Here is a 16,357-nt window from a genome sequence, read left to right as displayed (position 1 = left end):
GTTGCCCCGCCGCGTTCACCGGGATCAGACGCCCTTGTTCTTCAGGCGATTGGCATGCTGACGATACAGCGACACCGGCTCGGTCCAGCCACGAATGCCGAACAGGTGGTTGATCGCATCGACGTGGTTCATGTTGTAGCGGTCGTCGATCACCTGCCCCAAATAGGTGGAACACACGCCCACCAGACCGTCGTTCTTCTCGCTGCCAAACACCAGGCCGGTGAAGGCTAGGAATGGATCAGCCGCATCGAGCACGTTGGTATAGGCGGCATTACCAGTCCAGGAGTAGTAGCGGATGCTGTGACCGCGTACGTTGTGCACTTCGGTCGACTTGGCGCAGTAGCTGCTGGTGTTGACGCCCCACGGGTGGCGACTGTTCAGCGCACTGGTGCCCGCGGTGGTCAAGGTGCCCAGCGCGTTGATACCGTTTTGCGGGTTGCTCGAGCCAGACAGCAGATTGATCACCGCGCCCAGAGCATTGGCGATGGCATTGGCACCACCTTCGATACCGCTACCCGGTGGCAGCACGCCGCGCACCACGTCGGCGACCTTGGAACCCTTGTTGACGCCGTTGATCGAGGTCACCGAGGCCACCAGATCCGGCCGCAGCGAAGCCGCCACGCGCGAGGTCGGCGAGCCCTGACTGTGGCCGATCAGGTTGACCTTGCCGCCTCCGGCTGCGGCCCAGGGCACGATCTGCCGGGCCAGCTCGGCGCCGCGCTGCTCGCTGTCATTGAAGGCAGCGACACTGGCGACGTGCACCCGGGCGCCATCACGCTCTAGGTTCCAGGGAATGGTATGGAAGTAATTGACCAGCCCGCCGATGGTATTGAACCCGGTCACGCCGTGTACCAGCACGATCGGATACTTGGTCTTGGTGTAGTTGGCCTGGGCCTCGACGGCGCCAAGCAGAGCGAGTGTTGCCAGGGCAGCGGTATAGACGCGACGCATGGGTGCCTCCTTATTGTTCTTGTAGGGCACGCCGGGTGAACTGCGTCCGGCGCCTGGCCAGTCTAGGCAGGCAGACGGACACGGCCCATCGCCCAGATGGGTGAAGGGCCGTGAAGCGAGAAGAATCAGAGCCTGTTCAGAGACTCTCAGGGTTGCGAGGCGATCGCCTTTTCGACGGCCGCAATCAGCTCGGGATCGTCAGGCTTGGTCAGGCTGGAGAAACTCGCCACCACCTTGCCCTGACGGTCGACCACGTACTTGAAGAAGTTCCAGCGCGGCTGCCGGCTCTGCTCGGCCAGGCCCTTGAACAACGGGATGGCATTGGCACCGGAAACCGGCTGCGGTTCGGTCATGGCGAAGGTCACGCCGTAGTTGACGTAGCAGACGGTGGCCGTCTCCTGACTATCGGCGGATTCCTGGCGGAAGTCGTCGGACGGCACGCCCAATACCTCCAATTCCTGATCCTTGTATCGTTGGTAAAGCGCTTCGAGCCCTTTGAACTGTGGGGTGAAGCCGCAAAAGCTGGCGGTATTGACCACCACCAGCGGCTTGCCCGCGTACTGACAGAGCTCGATGTTTTCACCTTTGGCGCGCAGCTTGGGCAGCTCACCCTGGAGCATGGCCGGGCACTCTGCGGCCAGCACCGGCAACGCCAGGCTGGAGAGCAACAGGGAACAGGCAAGACGACGAACAGACATGGCAGTGACCTCAGGCGATGACGCGATTCCACCACGCTACTCGCAGGCCCAGACGCAAGCAACTAGCAGATACCGACGCCCAACTGCAGCAACGCCAGCCCACCCTGGCGCCAGCCCCACCAGGCCAGCGCCAACAGTAGACCAAGGCCCAGCGTCAGGCCGGTGATCAGCAGTACCTTGTGGCTCACGCCGGCGCACCTTGCAACCGCGCAACCGGCACCTCGCGCACTGGCCAGTTCAGCGCGGCAGCCATCACACTCAGGCCAATGGAGATCTGCCAGACCAGGTCATAGCTGCCGGTGGTGTCGTAGAGGTAGCCGCCCAGCCAGCCACCGAGGAAGGAACCGAGCTGGTGGAACAGGAAGACGATACCGCCGAGCATCGACAGGTTGCGCACGCCGAACAGGGTCGCCACGGTACCGTTGGTCAGCGGCACGGTCGACAGCCACAGCAGGCCCATGGCGATACCGAACAGGTAGGCACTCCACTGCGTCAGCGGTGCCAGCAGGAACAGCGTGATCACCACACCGCGCAGCAGATACAGCGCACTGAGCAGGCGCGGCTTGGACATGCGTCCACCGAGCCAGCCGGCGATGTAGGTGCCAAAGATATTGAACAGGCCGACCAGCGCCAGCACCGTAGTACCGGTCAACGCCGGCAGGTGGTGATCGACCAGATAGGCCGGCAGGTGCACGGCGACGAATACCACCTGAAAGCCGCAGACGAAAAAGCCCAGCGCCAGCAGCCAGAAACCGGAGTGACTGGTGGCCTCACGCAGCGCTTCGACCAGCGTCTGCTGCGGACCATTGGTCACTGGTGGTGGCGTCTCCTTGATCATCGCCGCCAGCGGAATCATCAACGCCACCAGCAGCCCCAAGGCCAGCAGCGCTGCCGACCAGCCGAGCCAGCTGATCAGACCGAGCGTGCCCGGCAGCATGGCGAATTGACCGAAGGAGCCGGCCGCCGCAGCAATGCCCATGGCCATGCTGCGTTTTTCCACCGGCACGGCGCGACCGACCACGCCGAGAATCACCGAGAACGACGTGCCGGACAGACCGATGCCGATCAACAGACCTGCGCTCAGTGACAACGACAGCGGCGAGTCGGCCATACCCATGCACACCAGACCCAGCACGTAAAGCACGCCGCCGATGACGATGGCCTTGCGCGCGCCGAAACGGTCGGCCAGTGCACCGGTGATCGGCTGGGCCAGACCCCAGATCAGGTTCTGCAGGGCGATGGCGAAGGCGAACACCTCACGGCCCCAGCCAAATTCCGCACTCATCGGCGGCAGGAACAGGCCGAAGCCATGGCGCGTGCCGAGCGACAGCGCCAGGATCAGCGATGCGCCGAGCAGCAGCCAGGTGGTTGAACGCCATGCAGTTGTCATCGGTATCTCCAGCGGACGGTCGCCTGCGACCGTGTAGGCAGTGATGCGGCCTTCAGGCCAGTTCTTCGAGCAGCCTCATCAGCTCGGCACGGCGATCTGCGCCTAACCGGGCATTGAGTTCACGCTGCACCTGTTCCCACAGCGGCAGCGCCTGTTCGATGCGTTGCAGGCCGGCTTCTGTGAGCCGTACCTCGCGAGCGCGCAAATCGCGCCCTTCTCCCAGTTGCACCAGCCCCTGTTCCTCCAGCACCCGCACGTTGCGCCCGAGCGTGCTGCGATCGAGCCCCATGGCTTCAGCCAGCAGGGAAATGCTCGGTTGACCGAGCCGCTGCACATGGCGCAACAGGGAAAACTGCGCGGCACCGAGCCCGACGGCCGCGAGGGCATCGTCGTAACGGCGGGTGACACCACGGCTGGCGCGGCGCAATTGGGTACAGAGACAGGAGGTCGGCAACATGGATACAGGTATATACCCGCATCAGCGATTGGCACTCATACAGTTGCCCACCGCCTCGCCATAACAGTTGAGATCAGAGACTCAGCGCCAGTGTCAGGAGCACGGCGCACTCGGCCAGCTCGACCAGTGCACCGGCGGTATCTCCGGTGGTGCCACCCAGGCGTAGCAGCAACGCGCGACGCAGCCAGACGAACAGCAGCAATGCCGTGGCCAACGCCAGCAGCCCCGCCCAGCCGAACAGCAGCATGCCCAGTAGATGCACGCCCAGCACCCAATGCAGTTGCCCCCTCGGCAGATGATCGACCAGGGCCTGACCCAGCCCGCCGGCCCGCACGTAGGGCGTGGTTGCCAGCAGCAACGGCAACAGGCTGCGCCCCAGCCAGGGCAGCAGCAACAGGTAGATGCCCTGCCCGGCCTGCAGGAGCGTGAACAACCCAGCGAACTTGAGCAGTAACAGCAGCACCAGCACCACCACCGCAATGGGGCCGCTGCGCGGGTCCTTCATGATCGTCAGAGTGCGCTCGCGATCACCGAAACCGCCGACCCAGGCATCAGCGGTATCGGCCAGGCCGTCCAGATGCAGACCGCCGCTCACCCCCACCCACAACGCCAGAATGATCGCCGCCTGCAATAACGCCGGTGTCTGCCCCAACAGCAGATGAGCGCCCCACAGCAGCAGGCCGAGCAGCAGCCCCACTAGCGGGTACCAAAGCAGCGAGCGCCCCACCTGCTCGGGGGTGGGCATGCCAGGCAGGCTGACCGGCAGACGAGTGAGGAACTGCAGGGCGATCAGCAACGCGATCATGGCAACTCTGCCAGTTGCCCATCGGCATCCAGGCTCAGACGAAAACGCTGGGCATAGCCGACGTTGACCTGCAGCAGGTCCTGGCGTGGCAGGCCACGCGCGCGCGCCAGTAGCAGGCGCATCACGCCGCCGTGGGTGATCAGCAGCAGCCGCTCTCCCGCATGGCGCTGCTGCAAGCGTCGCAAGGCAGCCAGCACACGCGCCTCGAACTGCAGCAACGGCTCGCCATTAGGCGGTGTGAACGCATAGGGATCGGCCCAGAAGCAGCCCAGCGCTTCAGCATCGCTGTCCATCAGCTGTGCAGCAGTGCGCCCTTCCCAATCACCGAAATGCAGCTCTTGCAGATCCGCCTCGTAGTGCAGCGGCAAGGCATTGGCCAGCGCGATTTCCTCGGCAAAACGCGCGCAACGCTGCAGTGGCGAGCTGATCAGGCTATCCCAGGGGCCGGCGTCCTGCACCGCTGCGCGCAGTTGCGCCCAGCCCTGCTCGGTCAGCGCATCATCCAGGCTGCCACGCAGCCCACCGCCCAGCTCGGTTTCACCGTGACGCAGCAATTCCAGATGCAGCATCAGCTCGGCCTTTCGGCGACGGCCGCTTCGGTGAAGGTCGCCATCTGGCCATGCAGGGCACAGGCCAGACGCAGCAACGGCACGGCCAGCGCGGCGCCGCTGCCCTCACCCAGACGCAAGCCCAGCTCCAATAGCGGCTCGGCCTCCAGCGCCTGCAGCACACGAACATGACCGGGCTCGGCACCGTGATGGGCGAACAGCAGCCAGTCGCGGCAGCCAGGGTTCAGGCGCACGGCGAGCAAGGCCGCAACGCTGCAGATAAAGCCATCGACCAATACCGCGATACCCCGCTGCGCGGCGGCCAGGTAGGCGCCGGTGAGCGCTGCAATCTCGAAGCCACCCAGGTGGATCAGCGCCTGCAATGGCCCGTCGATCCGCGCACAGTGCAGGGCCAACGCGGCATCGATCACCCGCGCCTTGTGCGCCACACCCGCGCCATCCAGCCCGGTGCCGGGACCTGCCAGCTCGCTCGCCGGGCAACTCAGCAGCCAGCAGGCCAGCGCTGCCGCCGCGGTGGTGTTGCCGATGCCCATCTCGCCACCGACGAACAGATCGCAACCGCTGGCGCGCGCACGCTGGATGCTGTCGCGACCGGCCTCCAGGCAGATCATCACCTGCGCCAGGGTCATCGCCGGATCACGGGCAAAGTTCTGCGTACCAGCACCGACCTGCAGATGACGCACGCCTGGCAGCGGCGGCAAGGGTTCGGCAGTACCCAGGTCGATCACCTCGAGCGCCGCATCCAACTGACGCGCGAGCACACTGATCGCCGCACCGCCAGTGACGAAGTTGGCCAGCATCTGCCCCGTCACCGCCTGCGGGTAGGCGGAAATCCCTTCGGCCACCACGCCATGGTCACCGGCAAAGATGGCGATCGACAGCTTGTCCAGTCTCGGCCGCTCGCACCCCTGCAATGCGGCCAGATGGATCGCGAGACTCTCCAGCCGCCCCAGCGAACCCGCCGGCTTGGTCAATTGCTGCTGACGTGTCTCGGCCTTGAGCCGCGCAACATGATCGAGCGGCTGACAAGGCCCTTGCCACCATTGCAGACTCATAACGCCTCTCCCTTCAACACCATGGGCAAACCGGCGACTGTGAACAGCACGCGCTGGCTGCGCTCGGCCAGCGCCTGGTGCAGCCAGCCGGCCTCATCGACATAACGGCGGGTGAGCTCGCCCAGCGGCACCACACCCAGCCCGGTTTCGTTGCTGACCAGCAGGATTCGTCCGGGCAGTTCGTCCACGCAGCCGAGTAGCGCATCGCGTTCGGCTGCCAGCCGAGCCGGATCGTCCTGCATCAGCAGGTTGGTCAGCCACAGGGTCAGGCAGTCCACCAGCAGGCAACGACCGGGCGCGGCCTGTTCGCGCAGCACATGGGCCAGCGCCAGCGGCTCCTCGACCAGCGCCCAGTGCGGCGGGCGACGCGCGCGATGCTGAGCGACGCGCGCATTCATCTCGCCATCGAGCGGCTGGCTGGTGGCGATGTAAACGACCTCCAATCCAGACTCGTCGGCCAGCTTCTCCGCCAGCCGGCTCTTGCCGGAACGGGCACCGCCGAGGATCAATTCAAGCATGCTTCCATCCACATTCATTTCTCCCGTAGGAGCGAGCTCTGCTCGCGTACGGGACATAAAAGCTTCGCGAGCAGAGCTCGCTCCTACAGGCCGCAAAGCGCTCTGAGTTTTTCAGTATCCAGATGCAGTTCCACCTGGTCCGCCAGGCGGTCGATATCGCGCTCGCGCAACGCCTGGTAGTCCACCGTCTGCACCTCATGCAGCCCGGCCCAGCGCAACAGTGCGGCGAGCGCCGAGGGTTGCTCGAACAGGCCGTGCAGGTAGGTGCTGAGCACCTGGCCATCGGCGCTGAGACCGCCATCGCTGCGACCGTCATCGAGCTGCACGGCGCCGTTGAGACCCGGACCACGACTGACGCCGGCATGAATCTCGTAGCCGCTGACATCAGCCTGCTCCAGGCACAGCCGACCACGGACGTTACGCAGCTGTTTTTCCGGCTCCAGCAGCGTCTCGAAATCCAGCAGGCCGAGGCCCTCGCTGCTGCCGGCAGCGCCTTCCAGACCGTGCGGGTCGTGAATCTGCCGGCCAAGCATCTGCAGGCCGCCACAAATGCCCAGCAGCTTGCCGCCGTAGCGCAGGTGGCGGGTGATGGCCGCGTCCCAGCCCTGCTCGCGCAGCCGTGCGAGATCGGCGCGCACACTCTTGGAGCCGGGCAGGATGACCAGATCGCTCGGCGGGATGGCCTGGCCCGGCCCGACGAAGGTCAGTTGCACCTGCGGGTGTAGCCTTAGCGGGTCGAAATCGGTGTGGTTGCTGATACGTGGCAACACCGGCACCACCACGCGCAGCGCCTGTGCGTCCTTGGCCTGCTGCCGGGTATCGACGGCGTCTTCGGCTTCCAGGTGGAAATCCATCAGATACGGCAGTACGCCGAGCACGGGCTTGCCGGTGCGCTGCTCCAACCAGTCCAGCCCTGGTTTGAGCAGCGCGATATCACCGCGAAAGCGATTGATTACGAACCCTTGGATACGCGCCTGCTCGCTCGGGCTGAGCAGCTCCAGGGTGCCAACCAGATGGGCGAACACGCCGCCCTTGTCGATATCGGCAATCAGGATTACCGGGCAGTCCACCGCCTCGGCAAAGCCCATGTTGGCAATGTCGCCGGCGCGCAGGTTGATCTCGGCCGGCGAGCCCGCGCCCTCGACCAGCACCAGTTGATGACGCTCGAGCAAGCGGGCGTGTGACTCCAGCACAGCCGCCATGGCCACCGGCTTGTAGCCGTGATAGGTCAGCGCCTGCATGTTGCCGATGGCACGGCCGTGAATGATCACCTGGGCGCCCATGTCGCTGTTGGGCTTGAGCAGCACCGGGTTCATGTCGGTATGTGGCGCCAGGCCGGCCGCTTGCGCCTGTACCGCCTGCGCTCGACCGATCTCGCCGCCATCGGCGGTCACTGCCGAGTTGAGCGCCATGTTTTGCGGCTTGAACGGCGCCACGGAGACGCCCTGGCGCCGTACCCAGCGACACAGCGCCGTCACCAGTGTGCTCTTACCGGCATCGGAGGTGGTGCCCTGCACCATGAGGGTGGTCATCAGGGCGTTTCCTCGAGACTGGCCAATATCGGCGCGCATTCCAGCAGCCCCTGCTCCAGTCGCAGCCAGCCAGCCTCGTCCGCCGGCAGGCCGAAGCGCAGGCTGTCCAGTTCGGCGAACAGGCGTACCAGGATGCCCCGCCGCGCCAACAGCTCGGCGCAGGGCACGGCGCGGCGGGTGCAGCAGAACTGGAACAGCGACGAGCCCCCGGTCGACGGCAAGCCACAGTCACGCAGCAGCGCCTTGAGGCGCTCGCCGTCAGCCAGCAGGCGCTCACGCTGGCGGCGCTGCCCCTCGCCATCGACCAGCAGGCTGCGCGCCACGCTGCGCGCCGGGCCACTGACGGCCCAGGGCCCGAGCAGCGCCTCCAGCTCATCCAGCAAGGCCTGTGCAGCCAGGACAAAACCCAGACGCAAACCGGCCAGACCGAAGAATTTGCCGAACGAACGCAGCACGATCAGCCCCGGCATGTCGCTGTAGGCGGCCAGGCTGTGCTCCGGCGTGCAATCGATGAAGGCTTCGTCGACCACCAGCCAGCCGCCGCGCTCGGCCAGTTCATCGTGCCAGTCGAGCAGGCGCGCCGGCTCGATCAGGCGGCCGGTCGGATTGTTAGGGTTGACCACCAGCAGTACATCCACTTGCGGCAGCGCGCGATGTACCGAGCCCTCGCTCAACTTGATCACCCGATGCCCCTCGCGCCGCCAGGCGGCAGCGTGCTCGGCATAGGTCGGTGCGAGGATACCCACGCTGCTGTTCGTACGCAGACGTGGCAGGGCCTGGATCGCCGCCTGCGAGCCGGCTACCGGCAGCAGGCTGACGGCGCCGTAATAATCGCGCGCCGCCTGCTCCAGGCCGTCGTCCGCTTCAGGCAGGCGCGCCCAGGCAGAGCCCGGTACCGCCGGCAGATCCCAACCATAGGGTGCGACCCCGGTGGACAGATCCAGCCAGTCCTCCAGTGGGATGCCATAGCGCTGCGCCGCTGCGCGCAGACGACCTCCATGTTCAAGCACCCAGCACCTCCCAGACGATCAGGCATAACAGCCACAAGCCAACTCCGGCGATGACCCTGTTCATCGCCCGTTCGATATCCCGCGCCCGCGGCGGTGGGCCTTCGCCCAGTTGTGGGCGTTCATGCACCTCGCCGTGATACTCCGCCGCACCGCCCAGACTAACGCCCAGGCTTCCGGCACCAGCGGCCATCACCGGGCCAGCATTGGGACTGTCCCACAAGGGCGCCTGCCGGCGCCAGCAGCGCATGGCCAGGGCAGTCCGCCCAAGCAGCGCATAGGTCAGCGCCACCAGGCGCGCCGGGATGTAATTGAGCACGTCATCGATCTTCGCCGCGGCCCAGCCAAAACGCTCGAAGCGTTCGTTGCGATAGCCCCACATGGCATCGAGCGTGTTGCTCAGGCGGTACAGGACGACACCCGGCGCGCCAGCGACGACGAACCAGAACAAGGCGGCGAACACTGCGTCGGAGCCGTTTTCCAGCACCGATTCGGTGCCGGCACGGGCCACCCCGGTTGCGTCCAGCTCGGCGGTATTGCGGCTGACCATCCAGCCGACGCGCTCGCGCGCCAGGGCCAGGTCACCCAGACGCAGCGCGCGGGCCACCGGCTGCGCGTGCTCATACAGGCTGCGCAGACCAAGGGCGAAGTACAGGGCCAAGATCTCCACCGCCCAGCCAAGCGAGGTCAGGTGCACCAACAGCCAGGTGAGCAGGGTCAGGGGCAGCACCGCCAGGCACCAGGCTGTTACGCCATGGCTGCGCCAGCCGCCACCAGCCGGGTTGAAGCGCTGCTCCAGGCGCCCCGCCAGGCGACCGAAGGCCACCAGCGGATGCGCGCGCCTGGGCTCGCCCAGCACGGCGTCCAGCGCCACGCCGACGCAGGTGATCAGCGCCAGGCTCATCGTTCACTCACCAGATGATCCCCATCGATTCTCGAACAACAATTCCGATAGCGGTCGGGGCGTGGCCCAACCCTCCTCCACCAGCATCGGTTTGTCGTAAAAGGCCTGAACCGGCCCCAGGCACAGCAGCGCTACCGGCTTGCTGCCCGCCGGCATGCCCAACAATGCCGCCAGTGCCTCGGGGTCGAACAACGATACCCAACCGAGCCCGAGCCCTTCGGCCCGCGCAGCCAGCCACAGATTCTGAATGGCGCAGGCCACCGAGGCCATATCCATTTCCGGCAGGGTGCGTCGTCCAAAGACATGTCCGTCGCGTCCTTCCATCAGCGCCACCGCTAGTAGCTCGGCGCAGTCGCGAATACCTTCGACCTTCAGCCGCATGAACTCGTCACTGCGCTCGCCAAGGGCCTCGGCAGTGCGCACCCGCTCGGCCTCCACCAGTTCATGAATGGACTCACGCAGTTGCCGGTCACTAACGCGCACAAAGCGCCAAGGCTGCATCAGGCCAACGCTCGGCGCGTGGTGGGCGGCTTCGAGCAGCCGCGCCAGGACCTCGGCTGGCACCTCACCGCCGCTGAAATGACGCATATCGCGGCGCTCGGCGATGGCGCGATACACCGCCGCGCGCTCCTCGAGGCTGAAGGTATGCTCGCTCATGGGCGTAACAGCGCGGCGGCCGCCTCCGGGTTTGACGGTAGGTAGAAGTGGATATAGCTGGCCGTGAGTCGCCCCAGGCGATACACCGCCTCAGCCACCGGCTTGCCGTTCGGGCAGCGACCGAGCGCCAGAGGCTGCAAGGGACTTTCCAACCGCGAGTGATGGTAACTGTGGCCACGTAGCTCGCCTTCGGGCAGCGTCACCTGCTGCAAGGCCAGGGCGGTCAGCCGTGGCTGCAAGGCCGCGCTGCCCGCCAGCAGGCCGAGCATGCGCCCGCTGGCACCTTGCTTGTCGCGCAGTTCATCGAGCAGATAGAGCATGCCGCCACATTCGGCGAGCAAGGGCTTGCCGGCCTGATAATGAGCACGAATCGCCGCGGCCATCAGCTGGTTACCTTCCAGCTCGGCAAGGTACAGCTCCGGATATCCGCCAGGCAGATAGAGGCTGTCCACCTTTGGCAGCTCGCGATCAGTGAGCGGCGAGAAGTAATGCAACTCGGCGCCCAGTGCCTGCAGCAGATCGAGATTGGCCTGATAAAGGAAGGCGAACGCCGCATCGCGCGCTACGCCGATACGTACGCCAGACAACAGGGGCGCCAGTTCATCGACCTGCGGCGCGGCGAAGCTCACCGCAGGCGGCAGGTCGATGTTGGCACTGGCCGCCAGCGCATCGGCCGCGGCGTCCAGACGTGCGTCCAGATCGGCCAACTCACCGGCCTGCACCAGCCCCAGATGGCGGCTGGGCAGCTCCACCGCAGCGCTACGCGGCAACGCGCCGAACCAGCGAATGCTCGCTGGCAGCGCATCACGCAGAATCTCGCCATGCCGCGTGCTGGCAACACGGTTGCCGAGCACGCCGGCAAAGGGCAAGTCCGGCTGGAAGGTGGCAAGCCCGTGGGCCAGGGCGCCGAAGGTCTGCGCCATGGCCGCACCGTCGATCACGCCCAGCACCGGCACGCCGAAGTGGCGGGCCAGGTCGGCCGCCGAGGGCTTGCCGTCGAACAGGCCCATCACCCCTTCGATCAGGATCAGATCGGCCTCGCCGGCCGCCTGCCACAGCAGGCGACGGCTCTCTGCTTCGCCGACCATGGCCAGGTCGAGCTGGTACACCGGCGCGCCGCTGGCACGCGCATGGATCATCGGATCGAGAAAGTCCGGGCCGCACTTGAACACCCGCACCCGCCGACCCTGGCGCGTATGCAGACGTGCCAGCGCAGCGGTGACAGTGGTCTTACCCTGGCCGGACGCCGGCGCAGCGATCAGCAGCGCCGGACAATGACGTGCGCCCATCAGAATTCGATGCCCTTCTGTGCTTTTACTCCGGACTTGAACGCATGCTTGACCAGGCTCATTTCAGTGACGGTGTCAGCCGCCTCGATCATCCCAGGCAACGCACCGCGCCCCGTCACCACCACGTGCTGCAACAGCGGCCGGGCTTCGATATCAGCCAGCACCGTGTCCAGTTCGAGGTAGCCATGCTTGAGGGCGATGTTCAGCTCATCCAGCACCACCAGGCCGACCGACTCATCGCTGAGCAGATGCCGTGCCACCGCCCAGGCTTGCTGCGCCTTGGCGATATCACGTTGGCGATCCTGGGTTTCCCAGGTGAAGCCTTCGCCCATCACGTGATAGCTGACTTCCTCGGGAAAACGGCGGAAGAAGGTTTCTTCACCGGTGCTGGCCGCGCCCTTGATGAACTGCACCACGCCGACCTTGATGCCATGGCCAAGGGCGCGCGCGACCATGCCGAAGGCGCTGCTGCTCTTGCCCTTGCCATTGCCGCTGTGCACCAGCAGCAGGCCGTATTCGTCCTGGGCCTGGGCGATCTTTTCGTCGATCAGGGCTTTCTTGCGTTGCATGCGCGCCTTGTGGCGGGCGTCGCGCTCGGCGGTCTCACTCATGCTGTGCTCCTGCACGTCAGGCACCCGCGCCGCCTGTTCATCGAACAGTACGAACGGCAATGAGGAAGAAGATCGCGATGATCCGCACGCACTCATCCAGGCGCCAATGGCTGGTCAGGCGAGCGGAAGACGAAACAACACGAACGCCCCGGTAGAACCGGAGCGTTGGCCGGACAGCGCCCTCCGCGATGCCGTGAAACTGCGACAGGCCGGTCTCCGGGCTTGTGAGCGAACCATGGGTTCGACGCCGCGCCTTCCCGTGCATAGCACAGTGGCTTCGAGCAGCGTTTGACTCACCTACCGTTGCGGGGGCAGCGCCGGCATTGGAACCGGCTTCCCTGTTTCACCCCATGGCCGCCATTCACGGCAACGCGGGGCACCTGAAGCAAGGCGCGCAGGGTAGAGGCTGGCAGCCCTGCCCGTCAACGCCACTCAGTGCCTGGGCATGAACCCGGGCGGTTTGCTCGCCAACCAGTCGACGAACGTTCGCAAACGCTCGTCGCTCAGTAGTGCCTCGCGGCTGTTGTAGGTCAGCGCCAGCTCCTTTTCACTGAAAAGACGATGAATCTGGTTATGGCAGGCGCGGCAGACCCACAGCGTGGCGGTGATACGTTCATGACGAGGGTAGCGCTTCTGCACATAAGCCTTGTCGTGCAGCGCCTTGGGAATCAGGTGATGACGGGTCAATGCGACGGGGCGCGCGCACAGCTCGCAGACCTCAGGCTGAGGCGGCAGGCGAATGGGATCGACCATGGACAGTAATTCACGGATTACGCGCGAGCTCCGGAGTGATGACCCGCTTGGCATCTAGATAGACGCCCTGCCAGTAACCGCTGGTGAGGCTGTCCAGGCGCACGGTACCACCGGTGGAGGGGGCATGGACGAAGCGGCCATCACCGACATAGATCCCGGCATGACTGACGGCGCGGCCACCATTGGTGGCAAAGAACACCAGGTCACCACTTTTCAGGGCGTCGCGACGGACATCAGGGGTGCGCATGGTGCTCAGCTCACGCGTCGAACGCGGCAGACTGATACCGGCAGCATCGCGATAAACGTAGCCGATCAGGCCGCTACAGTCGAAACCACCTTCGGGGGTATTGCCACCATAGCGATACGGCGTACCGACCAGACCGAGGGCACGGAACAGCACGTCTTCAGCTCCGCCCTGATAAGACGGCGAAGTGACTGGAGGGGTGTAACTGGGCTGAGGAGAGGGAGCGCGACTGCTGCAGGCACTCAGCAGCAGAACGAGAGCGATGAGGGCAACACGGGTCGTGACGGGCATAAGCGAGGCGATCCTGAGCCTGAATGCGCTCTACTCTGCCCGAGACACGACGAACGGCGCAACCCTGAGGTTACGCCGTGTACATCAGTTGTTGCGCTTGGCGGCGACCTGCTCTTCCACCGGAGCCAACGCCAGGACGCGCTTGGCCTGCAGATAACTGCGGTTCCAGTAGCTGTCGTCGAGGCTGTCGATGCGCACACCACCGCTGCGGCTGCTGCTGGAGTGGATGAACTGATCATCACCCAGATAGATGCCGGCGTGACTGACGCGACCACGACCACGATCATTGAACAGGATCAGATCGCCCGGCTCCAGATCGGCGCGCGCCACCTTCGGTGCATCGAGGTTGATCAGCTCACGCGTGGAACGTGGCAGTTCCAGGCCGACTTCCTCGCGGAACAGGTAGCCAACGAAACCGCTGCAATCGAAACCGGATTGCACCGAGGTGCCACCGTAGCGATAGCGAGTGCCGATCAGCGAACGCCCGAGATCGAGCAGGCTGTCTGCCAGCTGGGGCATTTCATAGGGTTTGTCGTCGATCAGCGCGGTGATTTCATCGTCGGCAGGTTCAACCTGCTGAGAGAGCGGGCGAGCAACTGGCTCGGCCGCAGCGTCGCCTGTCTGCGGTTGCGGCGAGTGGCCGGCGCAGGCAGCGAGCAAGACTGTGAGTGCAAGAGGCACGAGGGGTGCGAAGCGTTTTAGCATGGGCACGACCGTGTCGGTTGAATTTACAAGTCGGTGACTATGCCTTCTACAAGGCCCATTTGCAAATTCTATCGTTAGAAATGTGACCCAGTAGTTTCGCCGCGCCATCTAAAGCGCCCGACCATACCCGCAGCCGGGCGATTCAGGCGCTAGCCGAGAATCTCGCTCAAGGGAATGAAGCGCAGCATATCCCCTTCGGCTAGCGTGCTGCCCTCCATCACCTCGGCCAACCCTTCGGCCCAGGCGGCGCTGCGCAAAACGCCGGAACTCTGGTTGACATAGGGCACCACGCGCCCTTGCTCCAGACGCGCGCGCAGATACTCACGGCGCATGCCGGGCTTACCCCAGGTAAAACCTGCCGGCACCGCGAAGCCCAGTGGTTCGACCCGCTGCACACCAAGACGACGCAACATGTAAGGACGCGCCAGCAGTCCGAAGGTGACCAGTGTCGAGGCCGGGTTGCCCGGCAAACCTATTACCGGAACGCCCTGGTAATGGCCGAAGGTCAGCGGTTTACCTGGCTTGATCGCCAATTTCCACAGCGCCAGTTCGCCCGCCTCGCGCAGGGCTATGCCGAGAAAATCCGCCTCCCCCACCGAAACGCCACCCGTGGAGAGGATCAGATCGACCTCGCCCAAGGCGCCCAGCGCTTCGCGGGTGCGCTGCAGGTCATCAGGCAATATGCCCGCATCCACCACGCTGCAGCCCAGCCGCTGCAACCAGGCGATCAGCAGACGCCGATTGCTGTTGTAGATCTGCCCCGGCCCAAGTGCCTGCCCCGGCTCGGCCAGCTCATCGCCGGTGGACAGCACGGCAACGCGCAGGCGCCGCCGCACCGACAGCCGTGCAGCCCCAAGAGAGGCTGCCAGCCCCAGCTCGATTGGCCCCAGGCGGGTACCGGCCGGCAGCACGGATTCGCCGCTGCGGGTTTCCTGACCTTGAGCCCGTACGTTCTGCCCGACGTTCAGCGGCTCGCGGAAATGCACCCGCCCCGCCTCATCCAGTTCAACGTTCTCCTGCATCTCGACGGTGTCGGCACCTTCCGGTAGCGGCGCACCAGTGAAGATGCGCGCGCAGGTTCCGGGCTCCAGCGGTGTGGGCGCGGTGCCCGCCTGAATGCGCTGGCTAATCGGCAACGCCTGACCATTGCAATCGGCCAGGCGCAGGGCGTAACCGTCCATGGCGCTGTTGGCCCAGGGCGGCAGATCCAGCGCTGCGATCAGCGGCTCGGCGAGCACACGACCATCAGCCTCGGCCAGCACGACCGGCTCGACCTGCTCGATTGGCGCCGCATCCGCCAGAGCCAGCAGGCGCTCCAGCGCCGCCTCCATGGGCAGTAGACCGGGGTGATCGCAACCACTCATCCGCGTGTCTCGCAGGCGCCCACCTGTTTCAGATGCGGCACGAAGTTGCAGGGACGATGCCGTGCATCCAGTTGTTCGCCGAGGATGCCGTCCCAGGCGGTACGACAGGCATTGGTCGAGCCCGGCAGGCAGCACACCAGGGTGCCGTTGGCCAGACCGGCCAGCGCACGTGACTGGATGGTGGACGTGCCGATATCGGCCACGGAGATCTGCCGGAACAGCTCGCCAAAACCGTCGACCTGTTTGTCCAGCAAGCAGGCGACCGCTTCCGGCGTACTGTCACGCCCAGTGAAACCGGTACCGCCAGTGATCACCACCACCTGAACCTGATCCTCGGCAATCCAGGTCGCCACCTGGGCGCGGATCTTGTAGAGGTCATCCTTGAGCAGAATGCGAGCGGCCAGTTGGTGCCCGGCGGCGGTCAGACGGTCGACCAGCAGTTGACCCGAGGTGTCGGTCTCCAGCGTGCGCGTGTCGCTGACGGTCAGCACGGCAATATTCAGCGGTACAAAAACCGCGTCGGCCTTATGGTTCATGGCAGGCATCCAATTGGGAGA

Annotated in this window: 20 protein-coding genes and 1 riboswitch; all 20 genes read right to left on the bottom strand. The window is 65.3% G+C overall.

The window, feature by feature from the left end:
- Positions 1-24 precede the first annotated feature (24 nt).
- Complete coding sequence (locus tag BM186_RS07610; RefSeq protein WP_074914287.1) at positions 25-951, bottom strand: esterase/lipase family protein; 927 nt, start codon at positions 949-951, stop codon at positions 25-27.
- Positions 952-1,097: 146 nt separating this feature from the next.
- On the bottom strand, positions 1,098-1,649 hold the full coding sequence (locus tag BM186_RS07605; RefSeq protein WP_074914284.1) for a glutathione peroxidase: 552 nt from the start codon (positions 1,647-1,649) through the stop codon (positions 1,098-1,100).
- A 62-nt stretch (positions 1,650-1,711) separates the two neighbouring features.
- The gene (locus BM186_RS26965) at positions 1,712-1,837 is read right to left on the bottom strand and encodes a hypothetical protein (RefSeq protein ID WP_274521347.1); all 126 of its coding nucleotides are present in this window, start codon (positions 1,835-1,837) and stop codon (positions 1,712-1,714) included.
- Positions 1,834-3,039, bottom strand: coding sequence for an MFS transporter (locus BM186_RS07600; RefSeq protein WP_074914282.1), 1,206 nt, complete (start codon positions 3,037-3,039; stop codon positions 1,834-1,836). Before BM186_RS07600 ends, BM186_RS26965 begins: the two co-directional genes overlap by 4 nt.
- Positions 3,040-3,091: 52 nt before the next feature.
- On the bottom strand, positions 3,092-3,496 hold the full coding sequence (locus BM186_RS07595) for a MarR family winged helix-turn-helix transcriptional regulator (protein WP_074914280.1): 405 nt from the start codon (positions 3,494-3,496) through the stop codon (positions 3,092-3,094).
- Between the two features lie 73 nt (positions 3,497-3,569).
- On the bottom strand, positions 3,570-4,301 hold the full coding sequence (locus BM186_RS07590; RefSeq protein WP_074914278.1) for an adenosylcobinamide-GDP ribazoletransferase: 732 nt from the start codon (positions 4,299-4,301) through the stop codon (positions 3,570-3,572).
- On the bottom strand, positions 4,298-4,870 hold the full coding sequence (cobC, locus tag BM186_RS07585; RefSeq protein ID WP_074914276.1) for an alpha-ribazole phosphatase family protein: 573 nt from the start codon (positions 4,868-4,870) through the stop codon (positions 4,298-4,300). The genes BM186_RS07590 and cobC overlap by 4 nt, the downstream gene beginning before the upstream one ends.
- Complete coding sequence (gene cobT, locus BM186_RS07580) at positions 4,870-5,925, bottom strand: nicotinate-nucleotide--dimethylbenzimidazole phosphoribosyltransferase (protein WP_074914274.1); 1,056 nt, start codon at positions 5,923-5,925, stop codon at positions 4,870-4,872. The genes cobC and cobT overlap by 1 nt, the downstream gene beginning before the upstream one ends.
- On the bottom strand, positions 5,922-6,443 hold the full coding sequence (gene cobU, locus BM186_RS07575) for a bifunctional adenosylcobinamide kinase/adenosylcobinamide-phosphate guanylyltransferase (protein WP_074914271.1): 522 nt from the start codon (positions 6,441-6,443) through the stop codon (positions 5,922-5,924). The genes cobT and cobU overlap by 4 nt, the downstream gene beginning before the upstream one ends.
- Before the next feature lie 83 nt (positions 6,444-6,526).
- The gene (locus BM186_RS07570; RefSeq protein ID WP_074914269.1) at positions 6,527-7,975 is read right to left on the bottom strand and encodes a cobyric acid synthase; all 1,449 of its coding nucleotides are present in this window, start codon (positions 7,973-7,975) and stop codon (positions 6,527-6,529) included.
- Positions 7,975-8,985, bottom strand: a complete 1,011-nt coding sequence (gene cobD / locus BM186_RS07565) for a threonine-phosphate decarboxylase CobD (RefSeq protein WP_074914266.1) — start codon at positions 8,983-8,985, stop codon at positions 7,975-7,977. Before cobD ends, BM186_RS07570 begins: the two co-directional genes overlap by 1 nt.
- On the bottom strand, positions 8,978-9,886 hold the full coding sequence (cbiB, locus tag BM186_RS07560; RefSeq protein WP_074914263.1) for an adenosylcobinamide-phosphate synthase CbiB: 909 nt from the start codon (positions 9,884-9,886) through the stop codon (positions 8,978-8,980). Before cbiB ends, cobD begins: the two co-directional genes overlap by 8 nt.
- Before the next feature lie 3 nt (positions 9,887-9,889).
- Positions 9,890-10,543, bottom strand: a complete 654-nt coding sequence (gene bluB, locus BM186_RS07555) for a 5,6-dimethylbenzimidazole synthase (protein WP_074914260.1) — start codon at positions 10,541-10,543, stop codon at positions 9,890-9,892.
- Entirely contained in the window at positions 10,540-11,832 is a 1,293-nt protein-coding gene (locus BM186_RS07550) for a cobyrinic acid a,c-diamide synthase CobB (protein WP_074914257.1), read from the bottom strand. Before BM186_RS07550 ends, bluB begins: the two co-directional genes overlap by 4 nt.
- On the bottom strand, positions 11,832-12,443 hold the full coding sequence (gene cobO, locus BM186_RS07545) for a cob(I)yrinic acid a,c-diamide adenosyltransferase (protein ID WP_045733356.1): 612 nt from the start codon (positions 12,441-12,443) through the stop codon (positions 11,832-11,834). The genes BM186_RS07550 and cobO overlap by 1 nt, the downstream gene beginning before the upstream one ends.
- 190 nt (positions 12,444-12,633) lie before the next feature.
- Positions 12,634-12,842: riboswitch (cobalamin riboswitch) on the bottom strand.
- A gap of 33 nt (positions 12,843-12,875) precedes the next feature.
- Entirely contained in the window at positions 12,876-13,196 is a 321-nt protein-coding gene (locus tag BM186_RS07540) for a hypothetical protein (protein WP_017677470.1), read from the bottom strand.
- Positions 13,197-13,206: 10 nt separating this feature from the next.
- On the bottom strand, positions 13,207-13,731 hold the full coding sequence (locus BM186_RS07535) for a C40 family peptidase (protein ID WP_074914243.1): 525 nt from the start codon (positions 13,729-13,731) through the stop codon (positions 13,207-13,209).
- A gap of 84 nt (positions 13,732-13,815) precedes the next feature.
- Positions 13,816-14,436: a C40 family peptidase gene (locus BM186_RS07530; RefSeq protein WP_021490063.1), complete on the bottom strand. Its 621-nt coding sequence runs from the start codon at positions 14,434-14,436 to the stop codon at positions 13,816-13,818.
- A gap of 149 nt (positions 14,437-14,585) precedes the next feature.
- Entirely contained in the window at positions 14,586-15,800 is a 1,215-nt protein-coding gene (locus tag BM186_RS07525; RefSeq protein ID WP_074914241.1) for a molybdopterin molybdotransferase MoeA, read from the bottom strand.
- A complete protein-coding gene (gene moaB, locus BM186_RS07520; RefSeq protein WP_074914238.1) occupies positions 15,797-16,336 on the bottom strand; it encodes a molybdenum cofactor biosynthesis protein B in 540 nt (179 codons plus the stop codon). The genes BM186_RS07525 and moaB overlap by 4 nt, the downstream gene beginning before the upstream one ends.
- Positions 16,337-16,357: the final 21 nt, after the last annotated feature.

Origin of the sequence: Ectopseudomonas toyotomiensis (assembly GCF_900115695.1) — a bacterium.
Classification (GTDB): Bacteria; Pseudomonadota; Gammaproteobacteria; order Pseudomonadales; family Pseudomonadaceae; genus Aquipseudomonas; species Aquipseudomonas toyotomiensis.
This window is presented reverse-complemented; position numbering and strand designations above follow the sequence as displayed.